This is a genomic window from Streptomyces sp. NPDC002994, assembly GCF_040611155.1.
Classification (GTDB): domain Bacteria; phylum Actinomycetota; class Actinomycetes; order Streptomycetales; family Streptomycetaceae; genus Streptomyces.
In genome coordinates this window covers 288,673-314,834 of sequence record NZ_JBEXNQ010000007.1, presented here as the reverse complement: position 1 = coordinate 314,834, position 26,162 = coordinate 288,673, and the positions used below count along the sequence as shown (strand labels likewise).

The 26,162-nt window shown below is 68.9% G+C and carries 22 protein-coding genes and 5 pseudogenes; 16 read left to right on the top strand and 11 right to left on the bottom strand.

Annotated features, from left to right (window positions below):
- Nucleotides 1-64 precede the first annotated feature (64 nt).
- Nucleotides 65-1,828 (bottom strand): S8 family serine peptidase, encoded by a 1,764-nt coding sequence (locus ABZX79_RS12245; RefSeq protein WP_355254905.1) that lies wholly within the window; start codon nt 1,826-1,828, stop codon nt 65-67.
- Nucleotides 1,829-2,253: 425 nt separating this feature from the next.
- Between ABZX79_RS12245 and ABZX79_RS12240 the strand changes: the two are divergent.
- Nucleotides 2,254-2,664: pseudogene (locus ABZX79_RS12240) on the top strand (hypothetical protein); the annotation flags it as partial.
- Between the two features lie 951 nt (nt 2,665-3,615).
- Nucleotides 3,616-4,842: a serine hydrolase domain-containing protein gene (locus ABZX79_RS12235; RefSeq protein ID WP_355254903.1), complete on the top strand. Its 1,227-nt coding sequence runs from the start codon at nt 3,616-3,618 to the stop codon at nt 4,840-4,842.
- A 228-nt stretch (nt 4,843-5,070) separates the two neighbouring features.
- On the opposite strand, the gene ABZX79_RS12230 is transcribed toward ABZX79_RS12235, so the two are convergent.
- Nucleotides 5,071-5,616 (bottom strand): VOC family protein, encoded by a 546-nt coding sequence (locus ABZX79_RS12230; RefSeq protein ID WP_355254901.1) that lies wholly within the window; start codon nt 5,614-5,616, stop codon nt 5,071-5,073.
- 275 nt (nt 5,617-5,891) lie between these two features.
- Between ABZX79_RS12230 and ABZX79_RS12225 the strand changes: the two genes are divergently transcribed.
- A complete protein-coding gene (locus ABZX79_RS12225; protein WP_355254899.1) occupies nt 5,892-6,614 on the top strand; it encodes a restriction endonuclease in 723 nt (240 codons plus the stop codon).
- A 121-nt stretch (nt 6,615-6,735) separates the two neighbouring features.
- The gene (locus ABZX79_RS12220; RefSeq protein ID WP_355254932.1) at nt 6,736-7,599 is read left to right on the top strand and encodes a SigB/SigF/SigG family RNA polymerase sigma factor; all 864 of its coding nucleotides are present in this window, start codon (nt 6,736-6,738) and stop codon (nt 7,597-7,599) included.
- Nucleotides 7,600-7,642: 43 nt separating this feature from the next.
- Here the strand turns inward: ABZX79_RS12220 and ABZX79_RS12215 are convergent, their stop codons facing one another.
- On the bottom strand, nt 7,643-8,146 hold the full coding sequence (locus tag ABZX79_RS12215) for an STAS domain-containing protein (protein WP_355254897.1): 504 nt from the start codon (nt 8,144-8,146) through the stop codon (nt 7,643-7,645).
- Nucleotides 8,147-8,325: 179 nt separating this feature from the next.
- On the opposite strand from ABZX79_RS12215, the gene ABZX79_RS12210 reads away from it, so the two are divergent.
- Nucleotides 8,326-8,523: a hypothetical protein gene (locus ABZX79_RS12210; protein ID WP_355254895.1), complete on the top strand. Its 198-nt coding sequence runs from the start codon at nt 8,326-8,328 to the stop codon at nt 8,521-8,523.
- A 48-nt stretch (nt 8,524-8,571) separates the two neighbouring features.
- On the opposite strand, the gene ABZX79_RS12205 is transcribed toward ABZX79_RS12210, so the two are convergent.
- Nucleotides 8,572-9,597, bottom strand: a complete 1,026-nt coding sequence (locus tag ABZX79_RS12205) for a hypothetical protein (RefSeq protein WP_355254893.1) — start codon at nt 9,595-9,597, stop codon at nt 8,572-8,574.
- Between the two features lie 224 nt (nt 9,598-9,821).
- Nucleotides 9,822-9,962: a hypothetical protein gene (locus ABZX79_RS12200; protein WP_355254891.1), complete on the bottom strand. Its 141-nt coding sequence runs from the start codon at nt 9,960-9,962 to the stop codon at nt 9,822-9,824.
- Nucleotides 9,963-10,718: 756 nt separating this feature from the next.
- Here ABZX79_RS12200 and ABZX79_RS12195 point away from each other — a divergent pair.
- The gene (locus ABZX79_RS12195) at nt 10,719-12,725 is read left to right on the top strand and encodes a serine protease (RefSeq protein ID WP_355254889.1); all 2,007 of its coding nucleotides are present in this window, start codon (nt 10,719-10,721) and stop codon (nt 12,723-12,725) included.
- Between the two features lie 134 nt (nt 12,726-12,859).
- A pseudogene (locus ABZX79_RS12190) lies at nt 12,860-13,006 on the top strand (IS256 family transposase); the annotation flags it as partial.
- Nucleotides 13,007-13,508: 502 nt separating this feature from the next.
- On the opposite strand, the pseudogene ABZX79_RS12185 reads toward ABZX79_RS12190, so the two are convergent.
- A pseudogene (locus tag ABZX79_RS12185) lies at nt 13,509-13,716 on the bottom strand (Cmx/CmrA family chloramphenicol efflux MFS transporter); the annotation flags it as partial.
- 295 nt (nt 13,717-14,011) lie between these two features.
- Here ABZX79_RS12185 and ABZX79_RS12180 point away from each other — a divergent pair.
- Nucleotides 14,012-14,221 (top strand): annotated as a pseudogene (locus ABZX79_RS12180) (translocation protein TolB); the annotation flags it as partial.
- Between the two features lie 61 nt (nt 14,222-14,282).
- Here ABZX79_RS12180 and ABZX79_RS12175 read toward each other — a convergent pair.
- Both ABZX79_RS12175 and ABZX79_RS12170 read right to left on the bottom strand, forming a co-directional pair.
- Nucleotides 14,283-14,981, bottom strand: a complete 699-nt coding sequence (locus tag ABZX79_RS12175) for a response regulator transcription factor (protein ID WP_355254887.1) — start codon at nt 14,979-14,981, stop codon at nt 14,283-14,285.
- Nucleotides 14,978-16,288 (bottom strand): histidine kinase, encoded by a 1,311-nt coding sequence (locus tag ABZX79_RS12170; protein ID WP_355254885.1) that lies wholly within the window; start codon nt 16,286-16,288, stop codon nt 14,978-14,980. Before ABZX79_RS12170 ends, ABZX79_RS12175 begins: the two co-directional genes overlap by 4 nt.
- Before the next feature lie 215 nt (nt 16,289-16,503).
- On the opposite strand from ABZX79_RS12170, the gene ABZX79_RS12165 reads away from it, so the two are divergent.
- The 4 genes from ABZX79_RS12165 (at nt 16,504) to ABZX79_RS12150 (ending at nt 20,752) form a co-directional block, all read left to right on the top strand.
- A complete protein-coding gene (locus ABZX79_RS12165) occupies nt 16,504-17,211 on the top strand; it encodes an ABC transporter ATP-binding protein (RefSeq protein WP_355254883.1) in 708 nt (235 codons plus the stop codon).
- Nucleotides 17,208-19,556, top strand: a complete 2,349-nt coding sequence (locus ABZX79_RS12160; RefSeq protein ID WP_355254881.1) for an FtsX-like permease family protein — start codon at nt 17,208-17,210, stop codon at nt 19,554-19,556. Before ABZX79_RS12165 ends, ABZX79_RS12160 begins: the two co-directional genes overlap by 4 nt.
- 113 nt (nt 19,557-19,669) lie before the next feature.
- Nucleotides 19,670-19,807 carry a hypothetical protein gene (locus ABZX79_RS12155; RefSeq protein WP_355254879.1) on the top strand — a complete coding sequence of 46 codons (138 nt, stop codon included), beginning with the start codon at nt 19,670-19,672 and terminating at the stop codon, nt 19,805-19,807.
- 549 nt (nt 19,808-20,356) lie between these two features.
- Nucleotides 20,357-20,752, top strand: coding sequence for a hypothetical protein (locus tag ABZX79_RS12150; protein ID WP_355254877.1), 396 nt, complete (start codon nt 20,357-20,359; stop codon nt 20,750-20,752).
- A gap of 79 nt (nt 20,753-20,831) precedes the next feature.
- Here the strand turns inward: ABZX79_RS12150 and ABZX79_RS12145 are convergent, their stop codons facing one another.
- The 3 genes from ABZX79_RS12145 to ABZX79_RS12135 form a co-directional block, all read right to left on the bottom strand.
- Nucleotides 20,832-21,113 carry a TIGR02391 family protein gene (locus ABZX79_RS12145; protein ID WP_355254875.1) on the bottom strand — a complete coding sequence of 94 codons (282 nt, stop codon included), beginning with the start codon at nt 21,111-21,113 and terminating at the stop codon, nt 20,832-20,834.
- Between the two features lie 922 nt (nt 21,114-22,035).
- Nucleotides 22,036-22,470, bottom strand: coding sequence for an SRPBCC family protein (locus tag ABZX79_RS12140; protein ID WP_355254873.1), 435 nt, complete (start codon nt 22,468-22,470; stop codon nt 22,036-22,038).
- A 35-nt stretch (nt 22,471-22,505) separates the two neighbouring features.
- Nucleotides 22,506-22,847: a VOC family protein gene (locus ABZX79_RS12135; protein ID WP_355254871.1), complete on the bottom strand. Its 342-nt coding sequence runs from the start codon at nt 22,845-22,847 to the stop codon at nt 22,506-22,508.
- A gap of 82 nt (nt 22,848-22,929) precedes the next feature.
- Between ABZX79_RS12135 and ABZX79_RS12130 the strand changes: the two genes are divergently transcribed.
- The 4 genes and pseudogenes from ABZX79_RS12130 to ABZX79_RS12115 all read left to right on the top strand — a co-directional run bounded on the left by ABZX79_RS12130 (nt 22,930) and on the right by ABZX79_RS12115 (nt 26,044).
- Nucleotides 22,930-23,547 carry a CGNR zinc finger domain-containing protein gene (locus ABZX79_RS12130; protein ID WP_355254869.1) on the top strand — a complete coding sequence of 206 codons (618 nt, stop codon included), beginning with the start codon at nt 22,930-22,932 and terminating at the stop codon, nt 23,545-23,547.
- A 44-nt stretch (nt 23,548-23,591) separates the two neighbouring features.
- Nucleotides 23,592-24,131, top strand: a complete 540-nt coding sequence (locus tag ABZX79_RS12125; RefSeq protein WP_355254930.1) for a GNAT family protein — start codon at nt 23,592-23,594, stop codon at nt 24,129-24,131.
- Nucleotides 24,128-24,394 (top strand): hypothetical protein, encoded by a 267-nt coding sequence (locus tag ABZX79_RS12120; protein ID WP_355254867.1) that lies wholly within the window; start codon nt 24,128-24,130, stop codon nt 24,392-24,394. The genes ABZX79_RS12125 and ABZX79_RS12120 overlap by 4 nt, the downstream gene beginning before the upstream one ends.
- 70 nt (nt 24,395-24,464) lie before the next feature.
- Nucleotides 24,465-26,044, top strand: a pseudogene (locus ABZX79_RS12115) (alpha/beta hydrolase).
- Nucleotides 26,045-26,162 lie beyond the last annotated feature (118 nt).

The following is a 26,162-nucleotide window of genomic DNA, read 5'->3' as shown; positions in this document are numbered from 1 at the left end:
CGGGCGTGCGGGGCGCGCAACGGTGCGGTGTGTGGGTGGGTGGGTGGGTGGGTGGGTGGTGGAATCAGAAGGTCAGATTCCAGGCGTCGATCCTGCCGGTGTCCTGGGACGCGATGTCGCGGACACGGAGCTTCCAGGTGCCGTTGGCGGCTTCGGAGGAGGCGTTCACCGTGTACGTCTTGGCCACGTTGTCCGTGCCGTCACTGTTGGCGAAGTCCTCCAGGAGGTACACCGTCCCGTCCGGTGCGACGAGTGAGACGACCAGATCGCCGCGGTACGTGTGCTTGATGTCCACGCCCACCTTGAGGGTGGCCGGCGCGTTGCCGGTCACCCCCGCGACGGTGAGGGGGCTGTCGACGGTCGCGTTGTCCGCGATCGTGACGTCCGCGGTGTTCTCGAAGTACGAGCCCGGGGTGGGGGGCGTGCTGCCGACGGCCTGGAGCGCGTCGGTCTGTCCCTCGCCGAAGAAGCCGTTCTTGGTGACCGTACCCGTGCACCGGCTGTCCGACGGGCAGGCGGTGTCGGTCGCCTGGACACCCAGCTTGGAGCGGAGGTCGGCCGGGGTGGCGGTCGGGTTGATGCTCGCCAGGAGCGCGGCGACACCCGCGACGTGCGGGGAGGCCATCGACGTACCGTTCATGTTGCCGTACTTGCCGCCCGGCAGGGTCGAGTAGACGCCTGACGTACCGTCACCGCCCGGAGCGGCGATGTCGATGACACCGTTGCCGAAGTTGGAGTACGACGCCTTCACATTGCCCTTGCCCATCGCGGCGACGGTCACGACGCCCGGCAGCTCGGTCGGGATGTCGAGGCAGGCGTTCGTGATCGTCCGGGTGACAGGCGTGGAGTCGTTCGGGCTCTCCGTGTCGACCGTCTTGTTCGCCAGGTCGAGGTTGGAGTTGCCGGCCGCGGCGACCTGGAGCGAACCCTTCCGCTCCGCGTACTCCTGGGCGCGCTTGACACCCTCGATGATGGCCGCCTGGTCGGCGTTGTCCGGGCAGTTGAACTGCCACGGGTCGGTGTAGTAGCTGTTGTTGGTGACCTTGAATCCGTGGTCACCGGCCCACATGAAGCCGCAGATCGTGTTCTCCGCGAAGAACAGGCTGCTGCCCGGCTCGGCGATGCGGACCGAGGAGACCTTGACCCCCGGCGCCACCCCGACGACCCCCTTGCTGTTCTTGGCGGCCGCGATCGTGCCGGCGACGTGCGTGCCGTGCGTGCCGACATCACGCCAGGCTCCAGCGCGGGTGTCCGCCTTGCCGTAGGCGCACGAGACGGAGTCGGCGGCGTTGAAGTTGGGGGCGATGTCCTGATGCTGGTCGTCCACGCCCGTGTCGAGTACGCCGACCTTGACCGACGCCGAGCCGGTCGTCACGGCCCAGGCCTGGTCCGCCTTGATCTGGGTCATGTCCCAGCGGTTCAGGCTCTCCGTGAGCGTGGTGGACGACTGGGTCGGGTTGGCCGGCAGCGCGGGGTTGTACGCGTCGGCAGGAACGTCCGAGGTGCGCGTCGCGCCGACCTGCTGCACTCCTGCGACGCCCCTCATGGCCGAGGCGAAGCCGCCCGAGGCCGAGTGCGCGACGATCACGCCGATCTCGTCGTACGAGGCGAAGACCGAGCCGCCGTTGCTGGCAACGGCCGTCCGTACGGCGCTGGTGTCCCCGGGGGCAGTGATCACGAGATGGGCGCGTGTACCGGCGGCCCAAGCGGCGGCGGCCTGAGGCTCCGCGGCTACGGCCGCGGCGGGGGCCGCGAGGGCCAGCGTGGCTCCCAGGGCTACGGCGGCGACCGCGGGGGCCTGGAGCCGGCTGAATATGTGACGTCTCAATGCGTCCTCCGAGTCCCGGCACGCCGATGGGGCCGCCGGGGACGAAACGTGTAGGGGGTTGACGCAAGATGTCAGACAGCCCGGCCGCGGAGTAAGAGGGGAATCCCTTGCAGTGCGCGGGACGCGAGGCGAGGGTCCCGGCGGCTGGGCCTCAAGTTGGCCGGCTCCGCGACCAGTTCGGCACCTCGGAGAGGCCGATTCGCGCGGTGCCCTACCGGCGCAGGAGAGAGAGCTACCGGTTCGTCTCGGCGAGGAAACGGACGACCACCGTCCGCTCGTCGGGTGTGAAACGGCCACGTGCGGCGTCGGTGCCGCGGGCGAGGGGGCGAAGTAGTCCCGGGCACCTTCTTGGCCGCCTCGGCGTAGTGCAGGTGCATCACCCGGCGGTCGTCCGCCGCACTGGTCGACCGCGGGCCGCGGCGTGGGTCTTCGTCAACGACGCCCCGTCGATCACCGCTCAGGAAAGCCTCGGCAAGCACTTCCAGGCGGGCTCGGGAACCCGGCAGTGATCATCGCGGACTCGGAGCGGGCCGCAGAGGTGACGGCCGCCGCGAGGAGCACCGAGGGTGTCGCGTCGGTCGCTGCCGTTTCGTCGTCCGGTCGGCCGGACGACGGCGAACCGCTCGTCGTGGACGGCCGGTTGCGCATCGACGCCACCCTCGAGGCGGCCGCCGACAGTGACGCCGCGAAGGACACGACTGAACGGCTGCGCGAGAAAGTGCACGCGGTGAGCGGCGCCGACGCGCTTGTCGGCGGCTACACGGCGCAGCAGTACGACACAGCAGACGGCCGCCCGTGACCGGACGGTCATCGTGCCTGTCGTGCTCGCGGCGGTCGCGCAGTCCGGTCGCGATGATCGGGGTCTTGTCGTCGTAGAGGTGGTGGCCACCGCGCTGCCGCTCTCCCTGCCACAAGTGGCGGGTGAGTTCGATCAGGCGCGGGATGGTGCGGTTGGGGTTGCGGTCGCCAATGTGGTTGAACACCAGCAGCACGGGCGGGTGCGGCACGTCGCCGGGCCGGCCGGCAGGGACCGTCCAGCGGGTGCGCCACATGGGGCGCTCCTTGCCGTCGGTGTCCTTCATCGTCCGCTTGAAGAAGCGCGCGTACTTCTCCGGCTTGTCCCCGATCTCCTCGGCAGTCTCATGGCAGTTGTCGACCTCGATGCCGCATGGGGCCGGCCCTGTAGGCCGTGCTCATGCCCACTCACGACGCGCCGGTGCATCCGTCGTCAGCCTCGACCTACGTAGCCCTCACAAAGCCTGACGCAACAGTCAAAGGCGCGTCCTGCCCGTCACTGACCGCCGGCAGTCCTGAAGCCTCGCGGATGGCAAGCGGCAGGTCGAAGCTGAGCACCTGGGTGACCGCGTTGTAGCTGACATCGGTTTCGATGGCGCCAAGCCCCGCAGCGGTGGGTCCGTCATCGATAGCGGCGAGGGCCGGGGATGGCTCTGCGAGCTGATCCCGCACACTGGCTACGCGCCCGACTTCCTCAACCCGGCCCCCGGCGGACCGGCCCCTACGCCGACGGACGAGTGGGACGCGATCCTCGCCTCGCCCGGGAGGCGCACAGGAGCATCGCGGGAGCGCTTCGCGACCGACAGGGACCGTGACGGACTGCCCGGCCTGAACTCCCGGCCTCCGCCTAGTGGTTGACCGCTCAGCGTCATAGCCCCGCGCGACCGGAGTGAAATCGGCCGGATCTCGCTCAACCGCCACGGCCGCGAGCAACTGCCTCTGTCCGTACGGAGTCCTGTCCGCCGACCGCAGTCGGAGACAGGAGAAATCGGATGTCAGCACTGCCCGTACGCAAGCTCCGCACCGGACTGACCGGACTCACCGCGGCGGTGGTGGCCGCAGCTGTCGCCACCACCGCCTTCGCGCCGGCCGCCGCGGCGAGCAGCGCACCGACCACGCACGACAGGACCCAGGAGGCGATCGAGGCCGCGGTGAAGGACGGGGTGCCGGGGGTGGTGACCCAGGTGCGGGACGGCAACGGCCCCTGGACCGGAACCGCCGGTGTCGCGGACCGCAGGACCGGACGCGAGCGGCACGGCCAGGACCGTTACCGCGTCGGCTCCATCACCAAGACCTTCGTCGCCACCGTGGTCCTCCAGTTGGAGGCCGAGGGCAGGCTGAGCCTGGACGACAGTGTCGACAAGTGGCTGCCTGGCGTGGTGCGCGGCAACGGTCACGACGGCCGCCGGATCACGCTGCGACAGCTCCTCAACCACACGAGCGGTGTCTACAGCTACACGGAGGACCCCGGCCTGGGAGAAAAGGTTTTCGGCCCCGGTTTCTTCAAGCACCGCTACGACACGTGGACGCCGGAGCAGTTGGTGTCGATCGCCATGAGCCACAAGCCGGACTTCGCGCCCGGCAAGGGCTGGCACTACTCCAACACCAACTACGTCCTCGCCGGAATGGTCATCGGGAAGGTGACGGGCCGTTCGTACGCGCACGAGATCGAGCGCCGCATCGTGAGCCCTCTGGCGCTGCGCGCCACCTCGCTCCCCGGCACCCGCGCGACAATGCCGAAGCCCGGCGGACGGGCGTACTCGAAGCTGTCCAGGGACCCGAAGGCGAAGATCCACGACGTCACGGAACTCAACCCGTCGATGGCCGGGGCGGCGGGCGAGATGGTGTCCAACTCCGCTGATCTGCAGCGCTTCTACCGGGTGCTGATGAAGGGCGATCTGCTCCCTGAGCGGCAGCTGAAGGAGATGACGACCACGGTATCGGTCGGAGATGGGGCGCCGCATATCCGCTACGGGCTGGGTCTGGTCCAGCAGAAGCTGTCCTGCGGCAAGGAGATCTGGGGCCACAGCGGCGGCATACACGGCTCGTCGTCGGAGGCGGTTACGACGCGGGATGCGAGCCACTCCCTCGCGCTGAACTTCAATGGGGACTGGGCCGGTGACAGTGGAGCGGTCCTGGAGGCGGAGTTCTGCGGCGAGGGGGCGGAGGAGGCGGTAAAGGCCCCCGGTGCGATTGAGGCGCTCAGGAGCGGTTTCTAGGCGGCGTCCTGGCGCACCTCGTCCGCAAAGCCGGACGGGCTGAATTTGTAGCCCGTCCGGCTTTGAGGACACTCCCCCAGACTTCGTCCGGGGGCACCCCCAAGGGCGTCCGGGGCCGGGGAGGGGCGGGTAGGGGAAAACAGCCCCGCAGGCACGCGTCAGCGCACCGGCACCAGCACCGCCGTCAGCAGCGCCGACGCAAGCACCACCGCCGCCAGCGCCACCACCTCAACTCGCGCCGCTCCCGCCGCGCCACACCCCCGCCGGGCCCCACGCAGCCCCCGCCGCGCGACCAGCGCCAGCGCGCTGGGCGCGGCGCTCGGGCTTGCGGGTGTACCAGTCCTTGGGCCCGGCGGCGCTGATGCAGAAGGGCTGGCCGGAGGGGTCGAGCAGTACGGTCCAGTGCTTGACGCCGGGTTGGTGGGCGGGCTTGGTGGCACCGAGACCGAGGAGGCGGTTCTCGGCGGCCTCGACGTCGCCGAAGGGGAGGTCGAGATGGAAGACGAGCTCGTCGGCGGCCCAGTTGGGAGCCTTGAAGGACTCGGCCATGTAGAAGACGTATTGTGTCGTGCCGTCGCTGATCACGGTTGCGCTCTCGCCGAAGGTCTGGGTGACGCACACTTCATCGTCGGCCCGGATCGCACGCACCTGATCGACCTCGACTTCGATGGGTTCGGGCGGCCAGCTCCACGACTCCAGCGTTTCCCGCGCGAGATCACGGGCCTGGGCGAACGCGCCCGACCCTCGGGTGATACGCCAGCTGCGGCCGATCACGGCGTCAGCAATCGCTCTCGCACATCTGTCCGGAGCTGATCACGCCCACGCCCATGAGTGTCCTTAGCCGAACTCGGATCGTCGGGTTTTAAGGGTACGGGGTCCATGGCGGATGCCGCTGCGGTTCTCCCGCCAAACCCCTCACCCAATCCCCTCACCAAGTCCCTTGTCTCCAGAGCCCGGTCGTATTGCCCGGCTGTTTAATCGGGCGGGCCGGGGCAGACGGTAGTCATGAATGATCTAGACGCTGACGTATCCAGGGGTGAACTCCGCATATGACCATATCCATGCGCAGGCTGGGACGCGGGAAGCGGAAAGCGGCCTTCAGCCTCCGGCAGACGGTCCTGTGCTTCGGACTCGTCGCCATCATTCTCTGCGGTGCGGGCCTCACTCTGAAGCTGGCCCTACGAGCGGCCGGCAACCGCCCGGCGGTTGCCGTGGCGACAGTCGTCGTAGCGGTCGCCGCGGCGGCGGCGCTGCGGAGCGTGCGCAGGCGCCACGGTGCGGCCCGCGTCGCCGATGCCGTAGTCGACGCCACGTACCGGGCCGTCGAGGCCGACGCCACCGTCGAGACTTTCACCTCCACGGACTACGCAGCCATGGAACCGGCGGACTTCGAGCAGGCCATCGCCGCACTGTGCGAGCGAGACGGCTGCAGGGACGTCCAAGTCGTCGGCGGAGCCGGGGATCTCGGCGCCGATGTCGTGGCCACCACGCCCGACGGACGGCGCATCGTAATCCAGTGCAAGCGCTACGGTCCCATGAACAAAGTCGGCTCCCAGGACGTTCAGCGCTTCGGCGGTACGTGCTTCGCGGTCCACGAGGCCCATGTCGCGGCCGTGGTGACCACCGGCGAGTTCACCCAGCCCGCCGCCGAGTACGCCGAGCAGTGCGGGATTCTCTGCGTCGACCGCTCGGGGCTCACCGCCTGGACCGACGGCATCGGATGCGCCCCCTGGGAAGAGGCGGTGGCCCAGATCGTCGGCGACAGCCGGTGACTCTTGCCTGATGACACGAATACAACCTAAAGGTCGGGAACGCACCCTCCTGGGAACAAGCTCCAACAGGGAGGACAGGAACATGGGAGCGACTTCCGCACAGGCCGCCGACACCGATCAGATGGAGGCCGCAGCCCCATCTCCGGTCGGCTCACCGGCCGGTGTCGAGGAGCTGCCTTGGATCGAGGACCCGGGGAAGGTTGCCCCGAAGGACGCTCGAGCACTGTCGAAGCTGTTCTTCGGGCAGCTCCAGGTCCTTGAAGAGGGCACTCACGAATACCAGTACGCACGCAACACCCTTGTCGCGATGAACCTTTCTCTGGTCCACTTCGCCGCGCGCCGGTTCCGCAACCGCAACCGCGGCAGCGGCGAGATGGAAGACATCATCCAGGTCGGCACCATCGGCCTGATCAAGGCCATCGACCGGTTCGACCTCTCGCGCGAGGTCGAGTTCACCAGCTTCGCCCTGCCGTACATCGTCGGCGAGATCAAGCGCTTCTTCCGCGACACCACGTGGGCCGTTCACGTTCCCCGGCGCCTTCAGGAACTGCGCGTCGAGCTCGCCAAGGTCAAAGAGCGTCTGGCGCTGGACCTCGGCCGCGAGCCGACCGTCAAGGAACTCGCCGAGCACCTGGACTTGAGCGAGGACGAGATCATCGAGGGCATCGTCGCCTCCAACGGCTACATGGCGGGCTCCTGGAAACACCCACCGACGGTGGTGACAACGGCCAGGGCGACTCGGCGCGTACCGTCGACCGACGTGCTGGGCGAGCCGGACCCCGCCATCGAAACGGTGGAAAACCTGCACACACTGGCTCCCCTCCTGAACCAGCTCGACGCCCGGGAGCGCCGCCTCCTCGAGATGCGCTTCGGGCAGGAGCTGACCCAGTCCCAGATCGGCGCCGACCTCGGCGTCTCCCAGATGCAGGTCTCCCGCCACCTCACCCGCACGATCGCCAAGCTCCACGCGGGCATGTTTCCCTGACTGTCCGGCCGGACCTGGCGGGGCAGCACCACCGGGGGCCCGCTCACAGCACGCCGCAAGCCTCCGGTACATCCGGAACTCCCTCCGGGTCGGCAGCGGCTCGAAGGTGCCGACCCGACGACGAACCCGCCGCCGGGCCGTGGGTCGCACAGTGTGCGCTCATGACCACGGCGGCGTCCGCATGAGCGGGCATCAGCTGGCTGACGCCGGTCAGGTCCAAGAGCCGGATCAGCCGGTCGGGCACCGCGGCGAGGACAAGAGACCCGCCTGTTTCCTTGGTGCAGCGCAGGATGCCGATCAGTGCGTTGAGGCCTGACGAGCCGCAGAAGCCGACGGGCGCCAGGTCCAGGATCAGATGCCGGCTGCCCTGCCGGCTCACTTCCAGGGCGCGGTCGCGCAGGTCCGGGGCAGTGCTGAAATCGATTTCGCCCGTGACGGTAAGCAGCGCGACGGCGCCGTCGAACTGCTGGACGGTGGACTTGCAGCGGGTGCTGTCGCGGACGCGGGGGAAGCGTCCTGGCGGGTGACCACCTGGCAAGGCTGCCACCAGTTCGCCACCAGCCCACCTCCCGCCCCGCCCGAGCCCGGCGCCCCCACGCGCAGCCGCGGGGAGCGCCTCGCGTACCACTCGGCTTTCGTCACCGTCCGCACCCCGGCCATCGGCAACCTGGCCACCAGCGTGCGCACATTGCTCGCCACCGCGGCGTCGAGCCGAGCATCGGCGCCGTGGTCGACGACCTCCTGCAGCGCGTGTTCGGCGCCGCGCATCAGCCGCTCCAGCGCCGCCGGATCGGCTCGCTTGCCGATACGCGCCTCAAGCCACCCGATCTCGCCGGACAGCTGCGTGATCAGGCGTTCGGGGCCGGTGGTCTCGGCGCCCCCGCCCGGCGGCTCGCTCGAGTCCTCCGTTCGGCGACCCGCTGAGGAGCCGCTCGCAGGTGGTGCCGGCAGACATGGCTTCCCCTGCTCGGCTCAGTCGGCGCCCGCGGCCTGTGCGGCGACCAGCGCCCCGACCCGGCTGCGGTACGCCTCGACCAGGTTGCCGCCGTCCGAACTGGGAAGCCCCTCGGCGCCGGCCCCGATCGACCGCAGGACCGTGTCGGCCCTGGACTGAAGGTCCGCCACCTCATCCGCGGTGTGCGGGTACAGCAGGTTGAGCCCGCGCCTGTCGCCGTCCGACAGGTTCTGCCCATTGCCGGTCGGCGCGCAACTGCTCGGGGTGGACTTGTAGAAGAACGACGGGAACCGGTACAGCATCACGGATCGTGGGTCGAAAGGCCCGGCGACGACATCCGGGTCATCCTCGGTGCGAAGGTTGTGATCCACCTTCGCGCGCGGCCATCGGTTCGGCTCACCCGCGAGGTACGTGTAAATGCCGGGGCGCCGACCTTGAGCGTCCGCCACGAAGACGCCGTCCGCATCTTGTGTGGGAACGTACCCGGCTTCGTCATCCCAACGGAACTGGCCCTCGCAGGTGCCGCGCATGTTCTGGTGGGAGTGGTGGAATGCCAGTGCGTGCAGGAACTCGTGACGCACGGTGCCCTCCCACTGGGCGGGCCTGTTCACCGCGTAGCGCCCGAGGTTCAGGCTGCGCTGGCCGGAATTGCCCCCGACCGGGCCGCCTCCCACACCGATGGTGCGATCCGTGCTGTCGGTGCCGACCAGGGAGAAGTAGCCTTGCATGTCGAAGCTGACTCGGATATCGGCGGCGAAGGCGGTATCGGCCGTGGTCCATCGCCGGAATGTTCCGGTCGCCTCATCGTGGCCGAAGTCGAGTTTCAGGTTGCAGGCGTCGGTGATCTGCGCCGTCGCTCCTGCGATGTCCGCGTGCAGCTGTTCGTCCCCGTCGAGAAACGCGACCCGCACGGTCGAACCGGGTGTCCACCGCGCGATGTCGGTGACGAGGAACTCCAGGCCACCGCTGGCCGATGCGCGCCTCCAACGATCCCGCACTTCGATCGCCGCGACGACGTCATCCGGGAGAGATTCGAGTTCCATGGCGCATCCTTTCGCATCACATTCGAAACAGTCCCCCCGACCGCTCTGACAATGGATGGGCTGCTCGGCTCGAGGCGCGAGCGTGCCGACATTGGAAGCTCACAGTCCAGTATGGTCCGAATGAGGGTATTGTGCGACTGTATTGCCGCTACGAGTAGTTCAGCATTCATCGGAGCCGCTCACGTCCACGGGATGAGGCCTTCGAGCCGTCGGGGGTGATCCGGTCAGGCCTGTGGCGTGAACGCGATGCTGAGGCGTCCGATCGTGTCGCTGTCCACGTCGTCGAATGCATGGGCGGCGTCGGCCACGGTGATCTCGAGACGCCCGACGGCGGCAGGCGACAGGGCCGTGCTCGAAGCTTCCACCGCGCGACATGGAGTCGTCGGCCGCGGAAGCCAGGTTGGACCGGGGACCCCCGTCGACTTCGCCGGCGTCCGCGACACCCAAGCTCCGCCCGAAAGTGGACGTCGTACTCACCGACGCGCTTCTCTTTGAGCCGTGCCGACAAGCCCATCCACAACTCCCGCAGCCGCTGGATCGCGGCAACGGGAACCGCCTCCGCCCGGTGCCCTGAATTCGTGAGGCAAACGCCTTGTTCGAATGGCCGACCTTTGTCGAGCAGATCCCGGAGCTGACCCGGCGGCATGGTCAGTGGAACGGGCGCGCTTTCCGACCGGGACGTTCCGGCCCCGAGGTGGTCGGTGTCGATGAGTATGCGACGCGCAAAAGGTCGTTCGGCACCGTACTGGTCGACGTCGAGACCCGTCGGCCAGTGGATCTGCGGGCCGACCGTGAAGCGTCCATCCCGGCCACATGGCTGGCGAGGCGCCGGGGATCGAGGTCGTCTGTCGTGCGGCCTTCCCTCACCGTCGCGGCCGCGCTGCACTCACCGAGCTGCAGCCGTACCTCGCCGACCCGTTCTGTGAGCTCACCCCGTCGGCCCACTGCTCCGCACTGGGCACGGGAGTCCCCCCGGCCTGGCATGGGCCCGCGATTTCGGTACGTCATAGGCCGTTCGATCTTCTGATTGGCAATTGTGTTGTACCCGCTCTTGTTGCGCAACGGCCCTCATGTCTGCCTTCTGGAAGGAAGCCAGCCAACGACCAGAACAGGTGGATGACATGCCGGCGACGGAAAGAGCACGCGAAGAGCTGGAACGGCAGGTTACGGCGGCGGCGCAGAGGTATCACGACACGAGTGCACAGCGGCATGCCATCGAGGAGCAGCTGGACGCGGGGGTGAAGTTTCCGGACTCGCCTGAGGCGATCACCGCCCGCGCCGAACGACTCCTCGACCGGGGCGGGGTGCCGCCCGCGGCTGCAGTGGCGGGCATCCGTGCCGAGGCCCTGGACGTGCCTGACACCCGCGAGCGCATCATCGGCATCTCCAAGGACCTGCAGGCATGGAGCTTCCTGCCGCGGGGGGCCCGGGCGGCCAGCACCATCGCCCGGATCTCGATCCGTCACAACGGCCGTGAGCTGCCACACGGCACCGGCTTTCTGGTGTCACCGCGGTTGCTGATGACCAACCACCATGTACTTCCCGACGAGGCGTTCGCCCAGCGCTGCTTCCTGGAGTTCAACGCCCAGGTCACCATCGAGAACACCCCCGACGCCGCGATCCGGCTCGAACTCGACCCCGGCACCTTCTTCTCGGCGGATGAGCGGCTCGACTACGCGCTGGTAGCGGTCACCCCCGGTGCCGACGGCCGCCTCCCGGGCGATGTCTTCGGCTGGAACCGGCTCAGCATCCAGCTCGGCAAACTGGTCGTCGGCGAACCGGTGAACGTCATCGGCCACCCCAGCGGCCGCCTCAAGGAGATCGCCCTCCGAGACAACGCCCTCCAGGTACGGCTGGACGACTTTCTCCACTACAAAACCGACACTGAGCCCGGCAACTCGGGTTCTCCAGTCTTCAACGACCAGTGGGAAGTCGTGGCACTGCACCACAGCGGTGTGCCCAAGACAGATGCTCAAGGTCGCGTGCTGCGCAAGGACGGCCAGATCTGGCGGCGTGCGGACGGTGATGACGCCATCGACTACGTCCTGAACGAGGGCGCCCGCACCAGCTCGATCCTCAAGCATCTCGCCGCGCTGGACCTCGGCCCCGCGCGGCGTGCGCTGCTGGCCGAAATGGGCCCGGATTCCGGCCTCCAACAAGACATCATCCCCGGCCCGGAGGAGGCACCGCCCGCAGTCGTCAGCTCCATGCGTGAGGCCGTGGCCCGGAAGGGGCTGCGCGTCGCGAGCAACGCCTTCGGCAAGCGGCGCCTGGTCTTCCTGCACGGTCGCCGCCAGCAGGGGTTGGACCCCGAGGTGCTCCGCCGCGGCTGGACCGGGGGACTGAACCATGGACTCACCCGCGCGGGGATCGCTTCCATCGACCCGGCGGACGTCTGGTTCCCGTACTACGGCGACCGGCTCAACGAGGCCGTCGGACACCGTGAAGCCATCCCCGGCTCGTTCGAAGAAGTGACAGCCGCGTCGGCCGCAGAGGCATTCGCCGCCGAGTCCACCACAGGAGCGTACGAGCAGCTGATCGTGGAGGCAGCGGTGAGGGCTGGCATGCCGCAGGACGGCCAGGTGGCCACTGAGGGGCTCGGGAGCACGCTGGTAGGAGCCGTGCAGCGGGCGCTCAGCTGGCTGGCGGCCAAGACCGACGTGGACGCGTTGGCCATCGCCACCATTTTCCGGGACGTCGACATGTACCTCAGCGATCCGAAGGTCCGTAAGGACGTCCTGGACTGCGTGGTCGAAACCTTGCCGCCCGACGGTGAACTCGTACTGGTCACCCACAGCCTCGGCACCGTCGTCGGCATGGACCTCATCGCCAACCGGCTCCCGGACGGGATGGACGTCTCCCTGCTCGTCACCGCCGGCAGCCCGCTGGGGATGGACACGGTCTACAGCCGACTGCTCGTCCCTGGACCCAAACGTCCCGAGAAGGTGCGCCATTGGGTCAATGCCTGGTGCCCGACCGACGCGGTCGCCATCGGTTGCCCGCTGGAAAACGCTTGGGGCAAGCTGACCGATCTGGCCGTCGCGAACGCGCGAGACCGGGCACACAACATCGAGGAGTATCTCGCCCACCCGGACGTCGCTGCAGCGATCGGGGGCGCGATCAGCTGACAGATCCGCACTCGTATCGGGACTGTAAAAGGAACGGTGTAACTCCGATCTTGGAGATTGCACCTGTGACCAGTGAGAACATAGCCAAGCCGTCCAAGGCGGGGGCCGCGACGGCGGCTGTCGATGACCGGTTCCTGAACGAGCTCGTGGCCCGGGCACAGGCGGATGGCCTGCAGCTGACCGGTGAGGGCGGGCTGCTGCAGCAGCTGACGAAGCGGCTTCTGGAGTCCGCTCTCGAGGGCGAGATGACCGACCATCTGGGCTACGACCGGCACGATCCGGCGAGGAAGCCGCCTTGCCCGCCAGAACTACGTGCAGCCGCGGGAAGCTCCGAGCGGGTGTATCGGTAGCGCTGCCCATACGGGTACGTACGGCCGTTGGTGCCGCGCGCTCCTTCCCAGACGCGGTGCCCGGCTAGCGCTCGTAGTCCCAGACCTCACGTGCGAGGCGCGGGGTGTGTCGGTGACGAGCCAGACGTGCGTGATGACGGCGGCGCCGGAGGACCTCGAGGGGCTCGGAACTGTTCGCGTCGGTCTTCAATGCGGCGATCGCGCTGGCCGCTCTGTTCGGTGGCCCGCGGGGGACGGCTGGGGCGTGGCGGCGGTGATGTGGCTCGGCGCGGCCCTGGCCGTACTGGCGGCGGTCCTGACCTGGGCTGCGCGAGCCGGGAGCGCCTGGGGCTTGAACCTCCGGGCGCGCTTGGACCCCCAGCCGAGCCCTGGCTACTCCGTCTGGGCCGGGCTGCGGTCCGGGGTCGGCGTCTTCGCCTGTGCGCTCACGTGCGCGGTAGAGGCGGAGCGAGAGGGTGGCTGCGGCGAGGGCGGCGCCGACCCAGGCTCTCGCCGCGTAGCCCAGGCCCGCGTTGATGACGTCGCCGCCGAGCAAGTGGCCGCAGGTGTTGCCGATGTTGAACGCGGCGGTCGCGGTCGTGGCCGCCCCCGAGGGTGGGAGCGGCGGCCGCGACGCCGAACATCCGGGCGTTCAGGGCCGGGCCGTGGCGAACATCGAGACGCCCGGCGGGAACGCCAGCTCTTCCCTGTCAAGTTCAGCTTGTTGAAAGTGAGCTCGGTGTCGGGTTACGCATGAACTGCTCGGAGGTCGCCTGGCCGCTCACCACCGCTGCCCCGACAGCGGCGCTCTGTGTCTTGTGAAGGTGTGTGCCACCAAGGGGCGAGGTGTCCTGTCTCGGCGGCAGCCGGCCAGCCGTACCAGGCATGAGAATTGTCGATGGCCATGATGATCAGCAACCGCTTGCGGCGGCCCCTGACACCTCAGAGGAGTTCATCGTGGAACGCCGTACCTTCCTACGCGAAGCGATCATCAGCGCCTCCGCGACCGCCTTCGGCGGCAGCCTGTGGCTCGGTGCGGCCCACGCCGCCCCCGCCCAGCTCGGCCCCGGCCCGTTCGGTGCGCTCCAGGCCGCGTACACCAACGGCATCCAACTGCCGACGGGCTTCACCAGCCGGGTCGTCGTCCGCTCGGGACAGAAGGTTCCCCGCACTTAACTACCGGGACAGGCGCAGGTTCCGGCTGCTGATCCCAAGTCTCGGCTTCGGTCTACGTCTGCTCGGTGGACTGCTGGGCTGCCTCGCGTGCGCCGGCGCTGACCAGCCCTGTCTCGTAGGCGACAATGACGGCCTGGACACGGTCACGGAGTCCGAGCTTGGCGAGGATGCGGGCGACGTGCGTCTTGACGGTCGCCTCGGCCAGGTGGAGGCGGGTGGCGAGTTCGGCGTTGCTCAGTCCTCGGGCCAGCAGGCCGAGGACCTCCAGTTCGCGCGGGGTGAGCGAGGCGAGGTCGCGGTGGAGAGCGACGGTGTCGCTGCCACGCTGGGCGAACCGCTGCACGAGGCGGCGGGTGATGGCCGGCGCCAGGAGAGCGTCGCCGGTACGGACCGTGCGGACGGCCGCGGCCAGGTACTCGGGGGTGACGTCCTTGAGGAGGAAGCCGCTGGCCCCGGCGGACAGCGCCGCGTAGACGTACCGGTCGAGGTCGAAGGTGGTCAGGATGATGACACGGGGTTCGCCGGGGGCGCCGGTGAGGATGCGGCGGGTGGCCTCAAGGCCGTCCATCTCGGGCATCCGGACGTCCATCAGGACCACGTCGGGACGTGTGCGGCGGACCGCTTCGACCGCTTCGGCTCCGTTGGTCGCCTCGGCGACGACGTCAATGCCGTCGGCGCCGAGGATCAAGCGGAATCCGGTACGGACCAGGGTCTGGTCGTCGGCGAGGAGCACACGCAGCGGCTCGGTCACGGTGTCTCCAAGGGGATCAGCGCTTCCACACGGTACCCGCCGGTCAGGCGTCGGCCGATGTTCAGGCTTCCGTCGTAGACGGCGAGGCGCTCGCGCAGGCCGATCAGGCCCCGGCCGTTTCCGGCGGCCGCGCCCGCGCCCGCGTGTCCACCGGTGTCGGTGACTTCCACCCGGAGCCGGTCCGGGGCGTATTCGACGGTCACGGCGGCGGTGGCGCCGGACGCGTGCTTCACCGTGTTGGTCAGGGCTTCCTGGACCACGCGGTAGGCGGCGAGTTCGACGCCGGGCGGCAGGGGACACGGTGGGCCGGTCACGGTCAGGCCGACGGGCAGTCCGGTGCCCCGGACCCGTCCGACCAGCGTTTCCAGCTGGTCCAGGCCGGGCTGCGGGGCCAGCTCCGCCGCCGTATCGGCCAGGTCTGTACCTCCGTCCGTCCCCTCGCCCTCGTCGGCCATGGTGAGCAGTCCCATGACGTGGCGCAGTTCGGTCATGGCCGCCCGCCCGCCCGCCTCGACGGCGAGCAGCGCCTCGCCGGCCTGCTCGGGGGAGGTCTTCATGATCTTGCGGGCGGCGCCCGCCTGGATGATCATTACGCTGACGTTGTGCGTGACGACGTCGTGCAGTTCGCGGGCGATCCTGGCCCGCTCGTGCTCGATGGCCCGGCGCAGCGCCTCGGCCTGTTCGCGTTCCAGATCGGACAGCCGGGTGCGGCCTTCGTCGGTCCGGAGTTTCCAGGTGCGCAGCCCGAGGGCGGCTCCTGCCATCGGGACCAGGATCAGCAGGGCGATGTACTGGTTGGGGACGATCGGTGTCACCGAGTTCCCCGAGGTGCCGACCAGCAGGACCGATACCGGCAGCGCCGCCAGGGTCGCCACCCGGTAAGGGCTGTACACGGCGGCGCTGTAGACGGCGATCACGAACGCGTAGAACGTCAGCCGTAGAACGCTCTGCGGTGTCGCCAGTACCGCGGCCGTCACGATGCACAACACGGCGAGCGGGTAGCGGCGGCGCAGCGCCAGGGCACCCGAGGCGATGACCGCGAGGGTCACCATGGAGGCCATGCCGCCGGGGCCGGACGGGCGCGGCACGACGTGCTCCACGCCGGGTGCGATCTCACGCACCACGATGTTGTTCGCGTTGTCGATGCCGTAGTAGACGGTGGTGATGCCGAGCGCCAGCGCCACCAGTACGTCGAACTGCCAGGCCCGACGGCTTAGCCGCAGCGGTGGACCGGTCGGGAGTCTGGCGTCGCGGACCGCCTCGCGGGCCGGGACCCGCAGCCGCTCCAGCGTCGTACGTACGTTCATCACCGGTTCATTGTCGCCGCCGCCTGAACCCTCGGAGTCCGCCTCAGTGGTCGTTCCCGGCGCCTCGCATACATCGGGCGCCTACATCGCAAGGATGACGTTCCGTCAGCTCATCCCGATGCGGTACGGCAAAGGGTTTGGGCGGGTGACGCGCAGCGGCCGGGCGCGCTCCTAGCGTCCAAGGAGTCTGATGCCCGCATCGAAGGAGCCCTTTCATGACCACGCCGGTGATCGAACTACGCGAGGTAAGCCGCCGCTACGACGACGGCCCGCCCGCCCTGCACGACGCGTCGCTGACCGTGCAGCCCGGCGAGGCCGTCGCAATCCTCGGCCCTTCCGGCAGCGGCAAGTCCACACTGCTCAATCTGATCGCGGGTCTCGATCGGCCCGATGCGGGGACCGTCACCGTGGACGGAGTGCGGGTGGACCGCCTGGGCGAGGCCGGATCGGCGCTCTACCGGCGGTCGAAGGTCGGCATGGTCTTCCAGTTCTTCAACCTGCTCGACGATCTGACCGTCACCGACAATGTCGTCCTGCCCGCACGACTCGCGGGCATGGCACGTGGCGAGGCAGATCGCCGGGCGGCGGAACTCCTGGAAACCCTCGGCATCGACCGGCACGCCCGCGCCTACCCGGGGCGGCTGTCCGGCGGCGAGCGGCAGCGCGTCGCGGTGGCCCGGGCGTTGATGAACCGGCCGCCGCTGCTCTTGGCCGACGAGCCGACCGGGGCCCTGGACACGGCCGCCGGACAGGACGTCAGCAGGCTGCTCACCGGCCTCAATGCCGAGGGCCAGACCATCGTCGTGGTCACCCACGACCTGGCTTTGGCCCGGTCCTGCACGAACCGTACGGTCCGGATCGCCGACGGCCGGATCACCGACGACGCCGGGTCGCAGGCCGTCGCCTCGGAGATCGTCCGATGAGCGCGCTCGGTAAGGTGGTGCGCTCGGGGGTGAGACGACGCCGGGTGCAGACGCTGGTGATCGGGCTCGCCACGATGATGGCGGTGGCCGCCTCCGTCCTCGGCGGATCGCTGCTCGTGGTTTCCGGCGCGCCCTTCGACGACGCCTTCGCCAAGCAGCACGGCGCGCATCTGTCCGTCCAGTTCGACGCGGGCGAAGTGAGTGCCGCGCAGCTGTCGAAGTCCAAGGACGCCGAACGGGTGAGCATCGCAGCCGGGCCGTTCCGTACGGCGACGGTCACCCCGCGGTCGGACGGGGCCAACCCCGGGTGGCCGATGACCGTGGTCGGTCGGGGCGATCCCGGTCGAGGCGTGGACGAGGTGACGCTGCTCGACGGGCGGTGGCCCACGCACCCCGGCGAAGTCGTGCTGTCCGCCGGATCCGCGCTCTTCCCGACCATGGGCATGAAGATCGCCTTCCCCGATCTGCCCGGCAACGCGACGCTGACGGTGGTCGGTGTGGCCCGCTCAGTCACGCAGACCGCCGACGCTTGGGTGGTCCCGTCCCAGATGACGGCGCTCACCGCGCCCGGCAGCGGCGGCCACCAGATGCTCTACCGCTTCACCGACGCCGACACCGCCGCGCAGATCACCGCGGGCCGCAAGGCCGTGACGGAAGCCCTGCCGCCGGGAGCGGCCGTCGGCGAACAGTCCTGGCTCACCGTCAAGAAGACCACCGAGCGCGACACCGCCCTCTATGTCCCGTTCCTCGTCGCGTTCGGAGCCCTCGGCCTGGTCATGTCGGTGCTCATCGTCGGCAACGTCGTCGCGTCGGCCGTCGGCGCGGGAACGCGCCGCATCGGCATCCTCAAGGCCATCGGCTTCACCCCGGCCCAGGTCGTACGTGCCTACGTCGGCCAGGCGCTGATCCCGGCCGCCGTCGGCACGGCCCTCGGTGTCCTCGCCGGCCACTTGCTCGCCGTTCCCGTACTGGCCGAGACCCAGGAGGTCTACGGCACCTCGTCCCTGGCCATCGCCCCCTGGGTCGACCTGGCGGTGATCGCCGGGGTGCTCGGCCTGGTGGCGGCGACCGCGTGGGCGAGTGCCTTGCGGGCCGGCCGGCTGCGTACGGTCGACGCGCTCGCCGTCGGGCGTACCGCTTCGGCGGGGCGCGGCCGGTGGGCGGCCCGCCTGGCCGGACGGCTGCCGTTGCCGCAGCCGGTCGCCCTGGGCCTGGTCCGGCCCTTCGCGCGGCCCGCCCGCGCGCTGGCCATGGGCACGGCAGTCCTGTTCGGCGCCATCGCCGTCACGTTCACCGTGGGGATAGGCGCCTCGCTCGGCGAGGTGATGAAGGCCAGGGCCCACAACGCCGCCGATGTCGTCGCGCCCGCGCCCTTGCCGGGCTTCGGCCCCCAAGGCCCTGGCCCCGAGCGGCAGCCCAAGGCCGATCCCGCTGCAGTCGCCGCGGCCATCGAGGTCAGCGCCGGAACCGGGAAGTACTACAGCGCCGCGACGGTACGGGCGGCCGTGTCCGGCCTGACCGGCACCATCGACGTGATCGCCTTCACCGGCGACGCCTCCTGGGGCGGCTACACGATGGTCTCGGGCCGCTGGATCGACAAGCCCGGCGAGGCCGTGGTCCCGACCCCCTTCCTGGCCGCCACCGGCACCCACATCGGCGGCACCGTCACACTGAACGGCCTGGCCGAGCCGGTCACGGTCCGGATCGTCGGCGAGGTCCTCGACCCCCGCAAGGACGGCATGCAGGTCTTCACCGACGCCTCGACCCTCACGGCCGCGCATCCCGACCTGACGGAAACGAGTCATCACATCGCGGTCACGTCAGGCACCGACGTCTCCGATTACGTCGACGCGCTGAACGAGGACCTGGCACCGCTGGGGGTCACCGCTCGGGTCGGCGGGCTCGACTCCGGCAGCGACATGGTCGTCACACTCAACGCGCTGTCCGCGACCCTCACGCTGATGCTCGTCGCCGTCGCCGCGCTCGGCGTGCTCAACGGCGTGCTGCTCGACACCCGCGAGCGCGTCCGGGAGATCGGCGTCCACAAGGCGCTCGGCATGACTCCCCGGCAGACCATCGCGATGGTCCTCACCTCGGTCGTCGTGACCGGACTGGTCGCCGGCGCTCTGGGCGTGCCGCTCGGCGTAGCCCTGCACGGCTGGGTCATCCCCGCGATGGGCGACAGCGTGGGGCTCCGCCTCCCCAGTTCCGTCATCGCCGTCTACCACGGGGCCGAACTGCTCCCGCTCGCACTCGGCGGCCTGCTCATCGCCACCCTTGGTGCGCTCCTGCCCGCCGGCTGGGCCGCCAGGGCCCGAACCGCCACGGCCCTGCGCACCGAATAGGAGGTCAGGTTCAGAGCTCGTGCCTCCGACCCCCACCACCGGAGGGAGCGGTGGGGTGGGTTGGCTGGTTCCCTCCAACTGGCACGGGACGCGGGAGGTCCAGACCTACGTGGTTGCATCCGCCCATTGGCCAGAACCCAGCCCTGCAGACGCGTGACGCAGTCACCGATTTCCGGCTGCAGCTCTTCGACCTCGTGGTGGCCCTGACCGTGCTCATCATCACCGGCTCCGTAGAAACAGTCAGCCGTTGACCGATGGCCCACCTCACGCCAGGAGGTGTACTCCACCGGGCGGTTATGAGAAATGCCGAAGGACCGAGCGGACCTTAACTGCGGCGTCGGCCAGGGCGGCATCACAAGCGGCCATCTCAAGGTTGGCGTCTCCGTGCCCTTCAGTCGCTCGCCGTCCGAGGACGGAGACCGGGTGGCGCAGGGAATCGATGGCGCTGGCCATGTTGTAGAGGATCTCGGCTGGCGCAGCGGTGGCCGCGAGGCCTTCCAGAAGGGCGAGCCGGGCGGCTGCCGAGCGCAGTTCGAGGGAGTGGGCCAGCGGCGGCGTCGTGTTGGGAGCTCGTCATGTCCTCGACGTTATCCACGGATGAGGCAGGTGGGTGCCACTTCTCAAGCGCACGGAGAACGTCTGCCGATAGACGGGCAGAAGGCGGCAGGGCCGTTCGAAGACGGTGACGTCGTCGCAGCAGCGGACAATGAGGGCGGGCGGGAGCGGGCGGGAGCGGCCAGTGCTGGCCGGCGAGTTGCGGGTCGATCTGAGGGCAGACGCCAAGCTCTACCATCTGCAGCATGACGGGTGCCTGGTACGTGTTGGTTGAAGAGAGCCGAATAGATTTCGACCGCTGGGAGGACTGCCACCGCTGGCAGCAATGGGAGTTGGCGCTCACGGAGCATGTGGAGGGCGGTAGTTCGGATGCGGAAGCCGCAGGAACCCGGCTGGCCGAGAGCCATGTCCCAGACCTGATGTTCATACCGGAGGGGGACCGGCCCCAGCGCTGCGTGTTCCGCATGCAGGACGGCTCCTGGCTCGTGAAGCTGAACACTCGGCACACGGAGACCCACTTCCGAGTCAGCACAGGGCAGCTGGTGCACACCGAAGAGGAGACCACGCGCCCCGTTCCCGAGTATCAAGGAAAAGGCTTCGGGACCTGGGCGGGCCTAAAGTTCCTCCTGTCCCTCAGGTGACCCCCAGCAACCGCGCCCGTAGCCAGCCTGGCCTGCAACAGTGGAGCATGAACGGACCCACCCGGCTTCATACCGGCGGCTACGTCGTCACGGCGTCCTGACGACGCTTGGCACGCTCGACCTGCCGCAGCAGCAAGTCGGCGAACTGAATGACCTCGGCCGCCTCGAGGGGATCGTCGAAGTCGACGGTGCGGTGGCTGCCGGGATTCTTGTACGCGCCCATGGCGCCGGCGAACAGCGCGGACGCGGCCTCCTGTTCGCCGCCTTCGGCTCCGGCGTCGGCGAGCGGGACGCCGGCCTTCCCGTTCTGATGCGGCTGGAACGCCTTGCGCATCAGCGGGACGCCATCGGCAACGATCAAAGCAAAGAAGATGAAGTCTGAAGGGACCCTGGTGCCGCATGGCACCAGGGTCCCTGAAAGCAACACCATCTACCGGCTACTTCTGTGCCGGGTTTCTGTTTCCGCATCTCCGCCAGGGGAATGGACGGGAACGCGGGGATCGCGGATGCGTGACCGGGGACCACCTACCTTCCGGGGCCTTCGGTACCCGAGCGGACTCTTCCTCGCCCGGGCGATCCTGATGGCGTCTACCTCCTTCTTTCCTTGCTGACAATCTGTCGTACTGCTGAACTGCGGGACTGCTTGCGGCCCCTTTGGGCGCCGGCCCGGCAATCAGCGACAGGACCCCTGCATGCGTCCGGCCCTGCCCCTCCACTGCCGTGCCACAATCCGCCCCTGTGGGCCGTCCGGCCCGGCAGCCAACCCGAGGACCCTGGCGCATCCGGCCCCCAGATTCCGCTGCCGTGCCACAACTCACTTGAACCTGCGTACGCGGCAGTTCATCCCTGCCGCGCCTCACTTGCTGTCCTGGCTACGAGCGAAACCCTACCCGACCAAACAGCAATGTCTACTACCGCCACGGCAGGTTTCCTTCAGTTGGAGAAGTCAGGAGTCTGCCGTCCCTGTGTGCAAGCTGCACGAGCGGACATCCACCGGGCCCGCGAAATCGCCCGCACACTCACCAACAGCCTCAGCCCAGCACTCGGAGCCGACGTGACGGACACCCTCGTCCTGGTCGTCTCCCCGATCTCGTCACCAACGCTCTGCGCCACGGCGGCGGCCGCTACACCCTCGAACTGTCCGCCGGTACCCCGACGCGGTGAGCGCCGCAGTCATCAGGCTGTCGCTGACATCGACCTCGGCCTGCCTTCCAAAGGCACAGGCACTGACGGCTTCACCAGCAGTGTCCGAGCGGCGCCGGCTCCTGCTTGGCCGGCGCTGGTCACGCCACGACCTGGCCAAGCGGCTGGCTGGCGTGTGCCTCCAGGGTTTGTTTGATGATCGGGAGGCCGCCGTCGATCGCGGAGGTGAGGCCGGCGACGAGTTCATCCGGCAGCACATCGTGTATCCATACCAGTCGGCTGCGATCAGGGCCGTGCGCGAAGACCTGTATAGAGGAGTTGTTGTGAACGGGCTGGACGTTGTCGCCGGTCCAGGCCCAGACGATGCGGCGGGCTTGGTTATCGATAGCGATGAGGCGTTCTCGCACCACGTCGCCGGTGGCGAAGGTGACAAGTCGCTCGCCAGGCTCGGTGAGACGACTGCCGGTGACGTAGCCGGGCGCGAAGCGCTGTGGGCCAGCGGCGAAATCGCCGAGCAGGTCCCAGCAGCGTCCCGCCGGAGCATCGATGGAGACTTCTCTGATCACTGAGGCCATCGCTGATTTCTCCCTGTTTCTCGTCGGTGCGGCGGTTATGCGGCGACCACGCAGAACTGGTTGCCGTCGGTGTCGGCCAGCACCAGCCAGCCGTCCTCGTCGAATCGCCGCACCACGGTCGCGCCGAGCTCGCTGATCCGGTCGACCTGGCCGGCAAGGTCGTCGGTTGACAGGTCCAGATGCAGCCGGTTCTTGCCCACGCGCGGCTCGGGCACCAGTTGCAGGGACAGCCCCACCGCACTCTTGGCCGAGTCCTGCAGATAGATGGTGGCGTCGTCGGACGATGCGACGTCGTACCCGGTCACCGCCTGCCAGAAGGCGGAGGCCCCCGCCAGGTCGGTGGTGTCGATGCAGGCGCCGCCAATGCTGATGCTCATGCCCACCCCTTCGACCTAACCAATGTAAGCGAAACGCTAGTTATGTAACCAGTGAGTGTCAATAGATGGTTACAATCGCGTCATGACGTCGAAGCCGGTCACCGGGCCGCGCCCGGACAACGACTCCGCAGGCACCGCCCCCGGGCCGCTGCGCTGGATCGAAGAGTTCGTCAACACCCGCCGCGCCGACGGCGATCTGATCGCGGCACCGCAGCAGCTCTCCCACTGGCTCCACGACCGTGGGCTGACCCCCGCGCAGACAGCCGTGACCGACGCCCAACACGCCCGCGCGGCATCCGTGCGCGAAGGCCTTCGGGCACTGATCGCCGCCAACAACGCCGAAACGGTCGCCAGCCCCAGGCCCGACGGCCTCAACCCAGCCGCCCAAGCCGACCTGGCCGCACTCACCGCACAAATCCCACTGACACTCGACGTGAGCCGGCAGCCGCCGCGACTGTCTCCCGCCACCAGTGACCCCATCGACGCCGCGATGGCCACACTCTTGATCGCCGTAGCGAACGCCGTGGCCGACGGAACGTGGCCCCGCTTCAAGGCGTGCCGTGAGCCGAGCTGCCGATGGGCCTACTACGACCACTCCCGCAACCGGCGCCGCACTTGGTGCTCCATGGAGCTCTGCGGCAACCGCGCCAAAGCCCGCGCCGCCCACAACCGAAAGGGCAACCCCCGCGCCGAACACTGACCGTCGTGGCCCTTGGCCGTGTCTCTCTGCAACCAGTGATCCTGATGGGCGGTCAGGCCGAGATCTCGTACTGGACCGCGCCGTGGGCCCGCGGTGCTGGTGTCTGTTCCCGCGCCGTTGCGGCGGTCACTGACTGGGTGCTGGTCGAGGCCGGGTTCCACCGCCTTGAGCTTGGGCATTCGGCGAGCACCCAGGCATCGTGCCACGTGGCACCAGGGCTGGTTTCGTGCAGGAGGGCGTTCGCCGCAACGCGTTGCTGCATGCGGATGGCTGGCACGACACGCATCTTCACGCTCGCGCCCGACAGGACGCTCTCAGCGGCCGCCCGGCGGGCAGGCAGGAAGCAGGTCAGGCGTCAGGGCATCAGCTGGAGGACATCGGCGTCGTCCCGCTACCCCCGGAGCAGGACACGCCCGCCAAGCCCTCCAAGGTGGCCTCCGCAGCCTTCGATGGGGGCCGGTGTACGCCACACCGTGAGGGACCACTCCCGACGAGGAGCCAGCCATACGCCGCAAATGGACACAACCTGGCACAACGAGAACATCCCGGGCGATCGCTCGCGGGCGGCCACACTGGAGCCATGAGCAAGCACCGCTTCAGCGTTGACCAGACCGGCACCGGCTGTACCCCGAGCCATACCCGCACGTTCCAGTACCGCCACAACCTCCGCTACGAGAACCCGGCCGGTGGCGCCTGGACCAGCCCCGAGGGGTACACACTGCGCACTCCGTGCGGCCTCACCGTCGTGACGTGTGCCTGCGGCCTCGCCACCGAGGCGCTGCCGAGCGACGATGCGCGGCTCGTCTACGAGGAACACCGCAACGCGATCCGCGACGAGATGAGATGAGCAGCGAGCCCCGGCGCTGCCAGGGTGCCATGCCATCGCAGCGAGGCGCTCAAGTGCTCTGGCAATCCACGTGCGAAACAGTCGAATAGCCCTCTTCCTGGCGGTCGGCACCGTCACCACGCTGGTTCCCGCGCTGACCCCAGCCACGGCATCCGCCGCGGAGAATCCCCTTCGCCCGTACCTCCAGCAGAAGCCGGCCTGGCACCGCTGCGACACGGCGATGCCTGCCGCCTTCCAGTGCGCCACGATCAAGGTGCCGCTCGACTACAGCAGCCCGGGCGGCAAGAAGCTCGACCTCGCGATATCGAGGATGAAGACGAGCACCAAGAAGGAACGGCGCGGTGTGCTTCTGCTCAACCCGGGTGGCCCGGGCGGGCCGGGCGTCGACATGCCGCAGTACCTGGCAGGCGAGCTGCCGAAGGCCGTGAAGGCCAAGTACGATTTCATCGGCTTCGACCCGCGAGGCATCTGCCAGAGCTCCCCCGTCGGCTGCGGCCTGACGTCCGAGGAGCGGAACTGGGAACGGCCGTACAAGGCCGAGACGTTCACCAAGGACGTGAAGTGGGCCCGGAACGTCGCTGAGAAGTGCGACGCCAAGCAGGGTGGCAAGTTGCCCCACATCACCACCCGCAACACCGCCCGGGACATGGACGTGATCCGTGTCGTGCTCGGCGAGAAGAAGATCTCCTACCTCGGGTACTCGTACGGCACCTACCTCGGCGCCGTGTACACGCAGATGTTCCCGAAGCGCTCCGACCGCTTCGTGCTGGACAGCGCCGTCGACCCGGCCCGGGTATGGCGCGGCATGATCCAGGTCTGGGCGGAGGGCACCGAGCCCGCCTTCACCAGGTGGACCGAGTGGACCGCCGCGCGGCATGCCACATACAAGCTGGGCAAGACCCCGCAAGCCGTCCGCAAGACCTTCTACGACCTGGTCGCCCAAGCCGACCGCGAGCCGATCGACCTCGACGGCACACTTCTGACCGGTCACGACATCCGCTACGGCAGCCGGTCCATGTTCTTCAGCGTGCGCGACGCCGCCGAGTCGGTCGCCGAGTTGAAGAAGGCCGCCACAGGAGCACCCCCCTCCGCCGGCCGGGAGCTCAGGACGCCCGCGCCCCTTCCGCCGTCGTTCGGCCGGACCGTGCCCTCGGACAACGGCGACGCCGGCTTCTGGTCCGTCGTGTGCGCCGACACCCGCACCTGGACGCGCGATCCCGAGCAGTACCGCAAGGACGCGATCCGGGACAAGGCCAAGTACCCGTTGTACGGCGACTTCGCCTCCCACATCAAGCCGTGCGCCTTCTGGAAGAAGAAGGGCAGCGGGCCCGCTACTACGATCGACAACAAGGTCGGCGCGCTGATCCTGCAGAACGAGTGGGATTCCCAGACGCCGCTGAGCAGCGGCCAGGGCCTGCGCCGTGCCTGAAGGGGTCGAAGATGGTGACGGTCTCCGGAGGTGTCGGACACGGCATCTACGGCACCAAGTCGTGCGCCGACAAGACGGCCACTGCCTACCTGACCACTGGCAAGCTGCCGTCGAAGGACGTGACCTGCCAGGCCGCTCCGGCCGCAGACGAACGCAGCGACCCCAACCCGCTGCCGCTCCCGACGCCTCGGGGCATCCCGGGGATGGTCAGCCGCTTCTAAACCCCACGAGTCCCCTGTGAGGCCCTCCGCCTGCGGAGGGCCTCACGATCAGGGCTTGCCGTACCGGGCTGGCGTGCAACACGGTGCGGATACCCGCAGCCACTGACTGTGCGCGGCC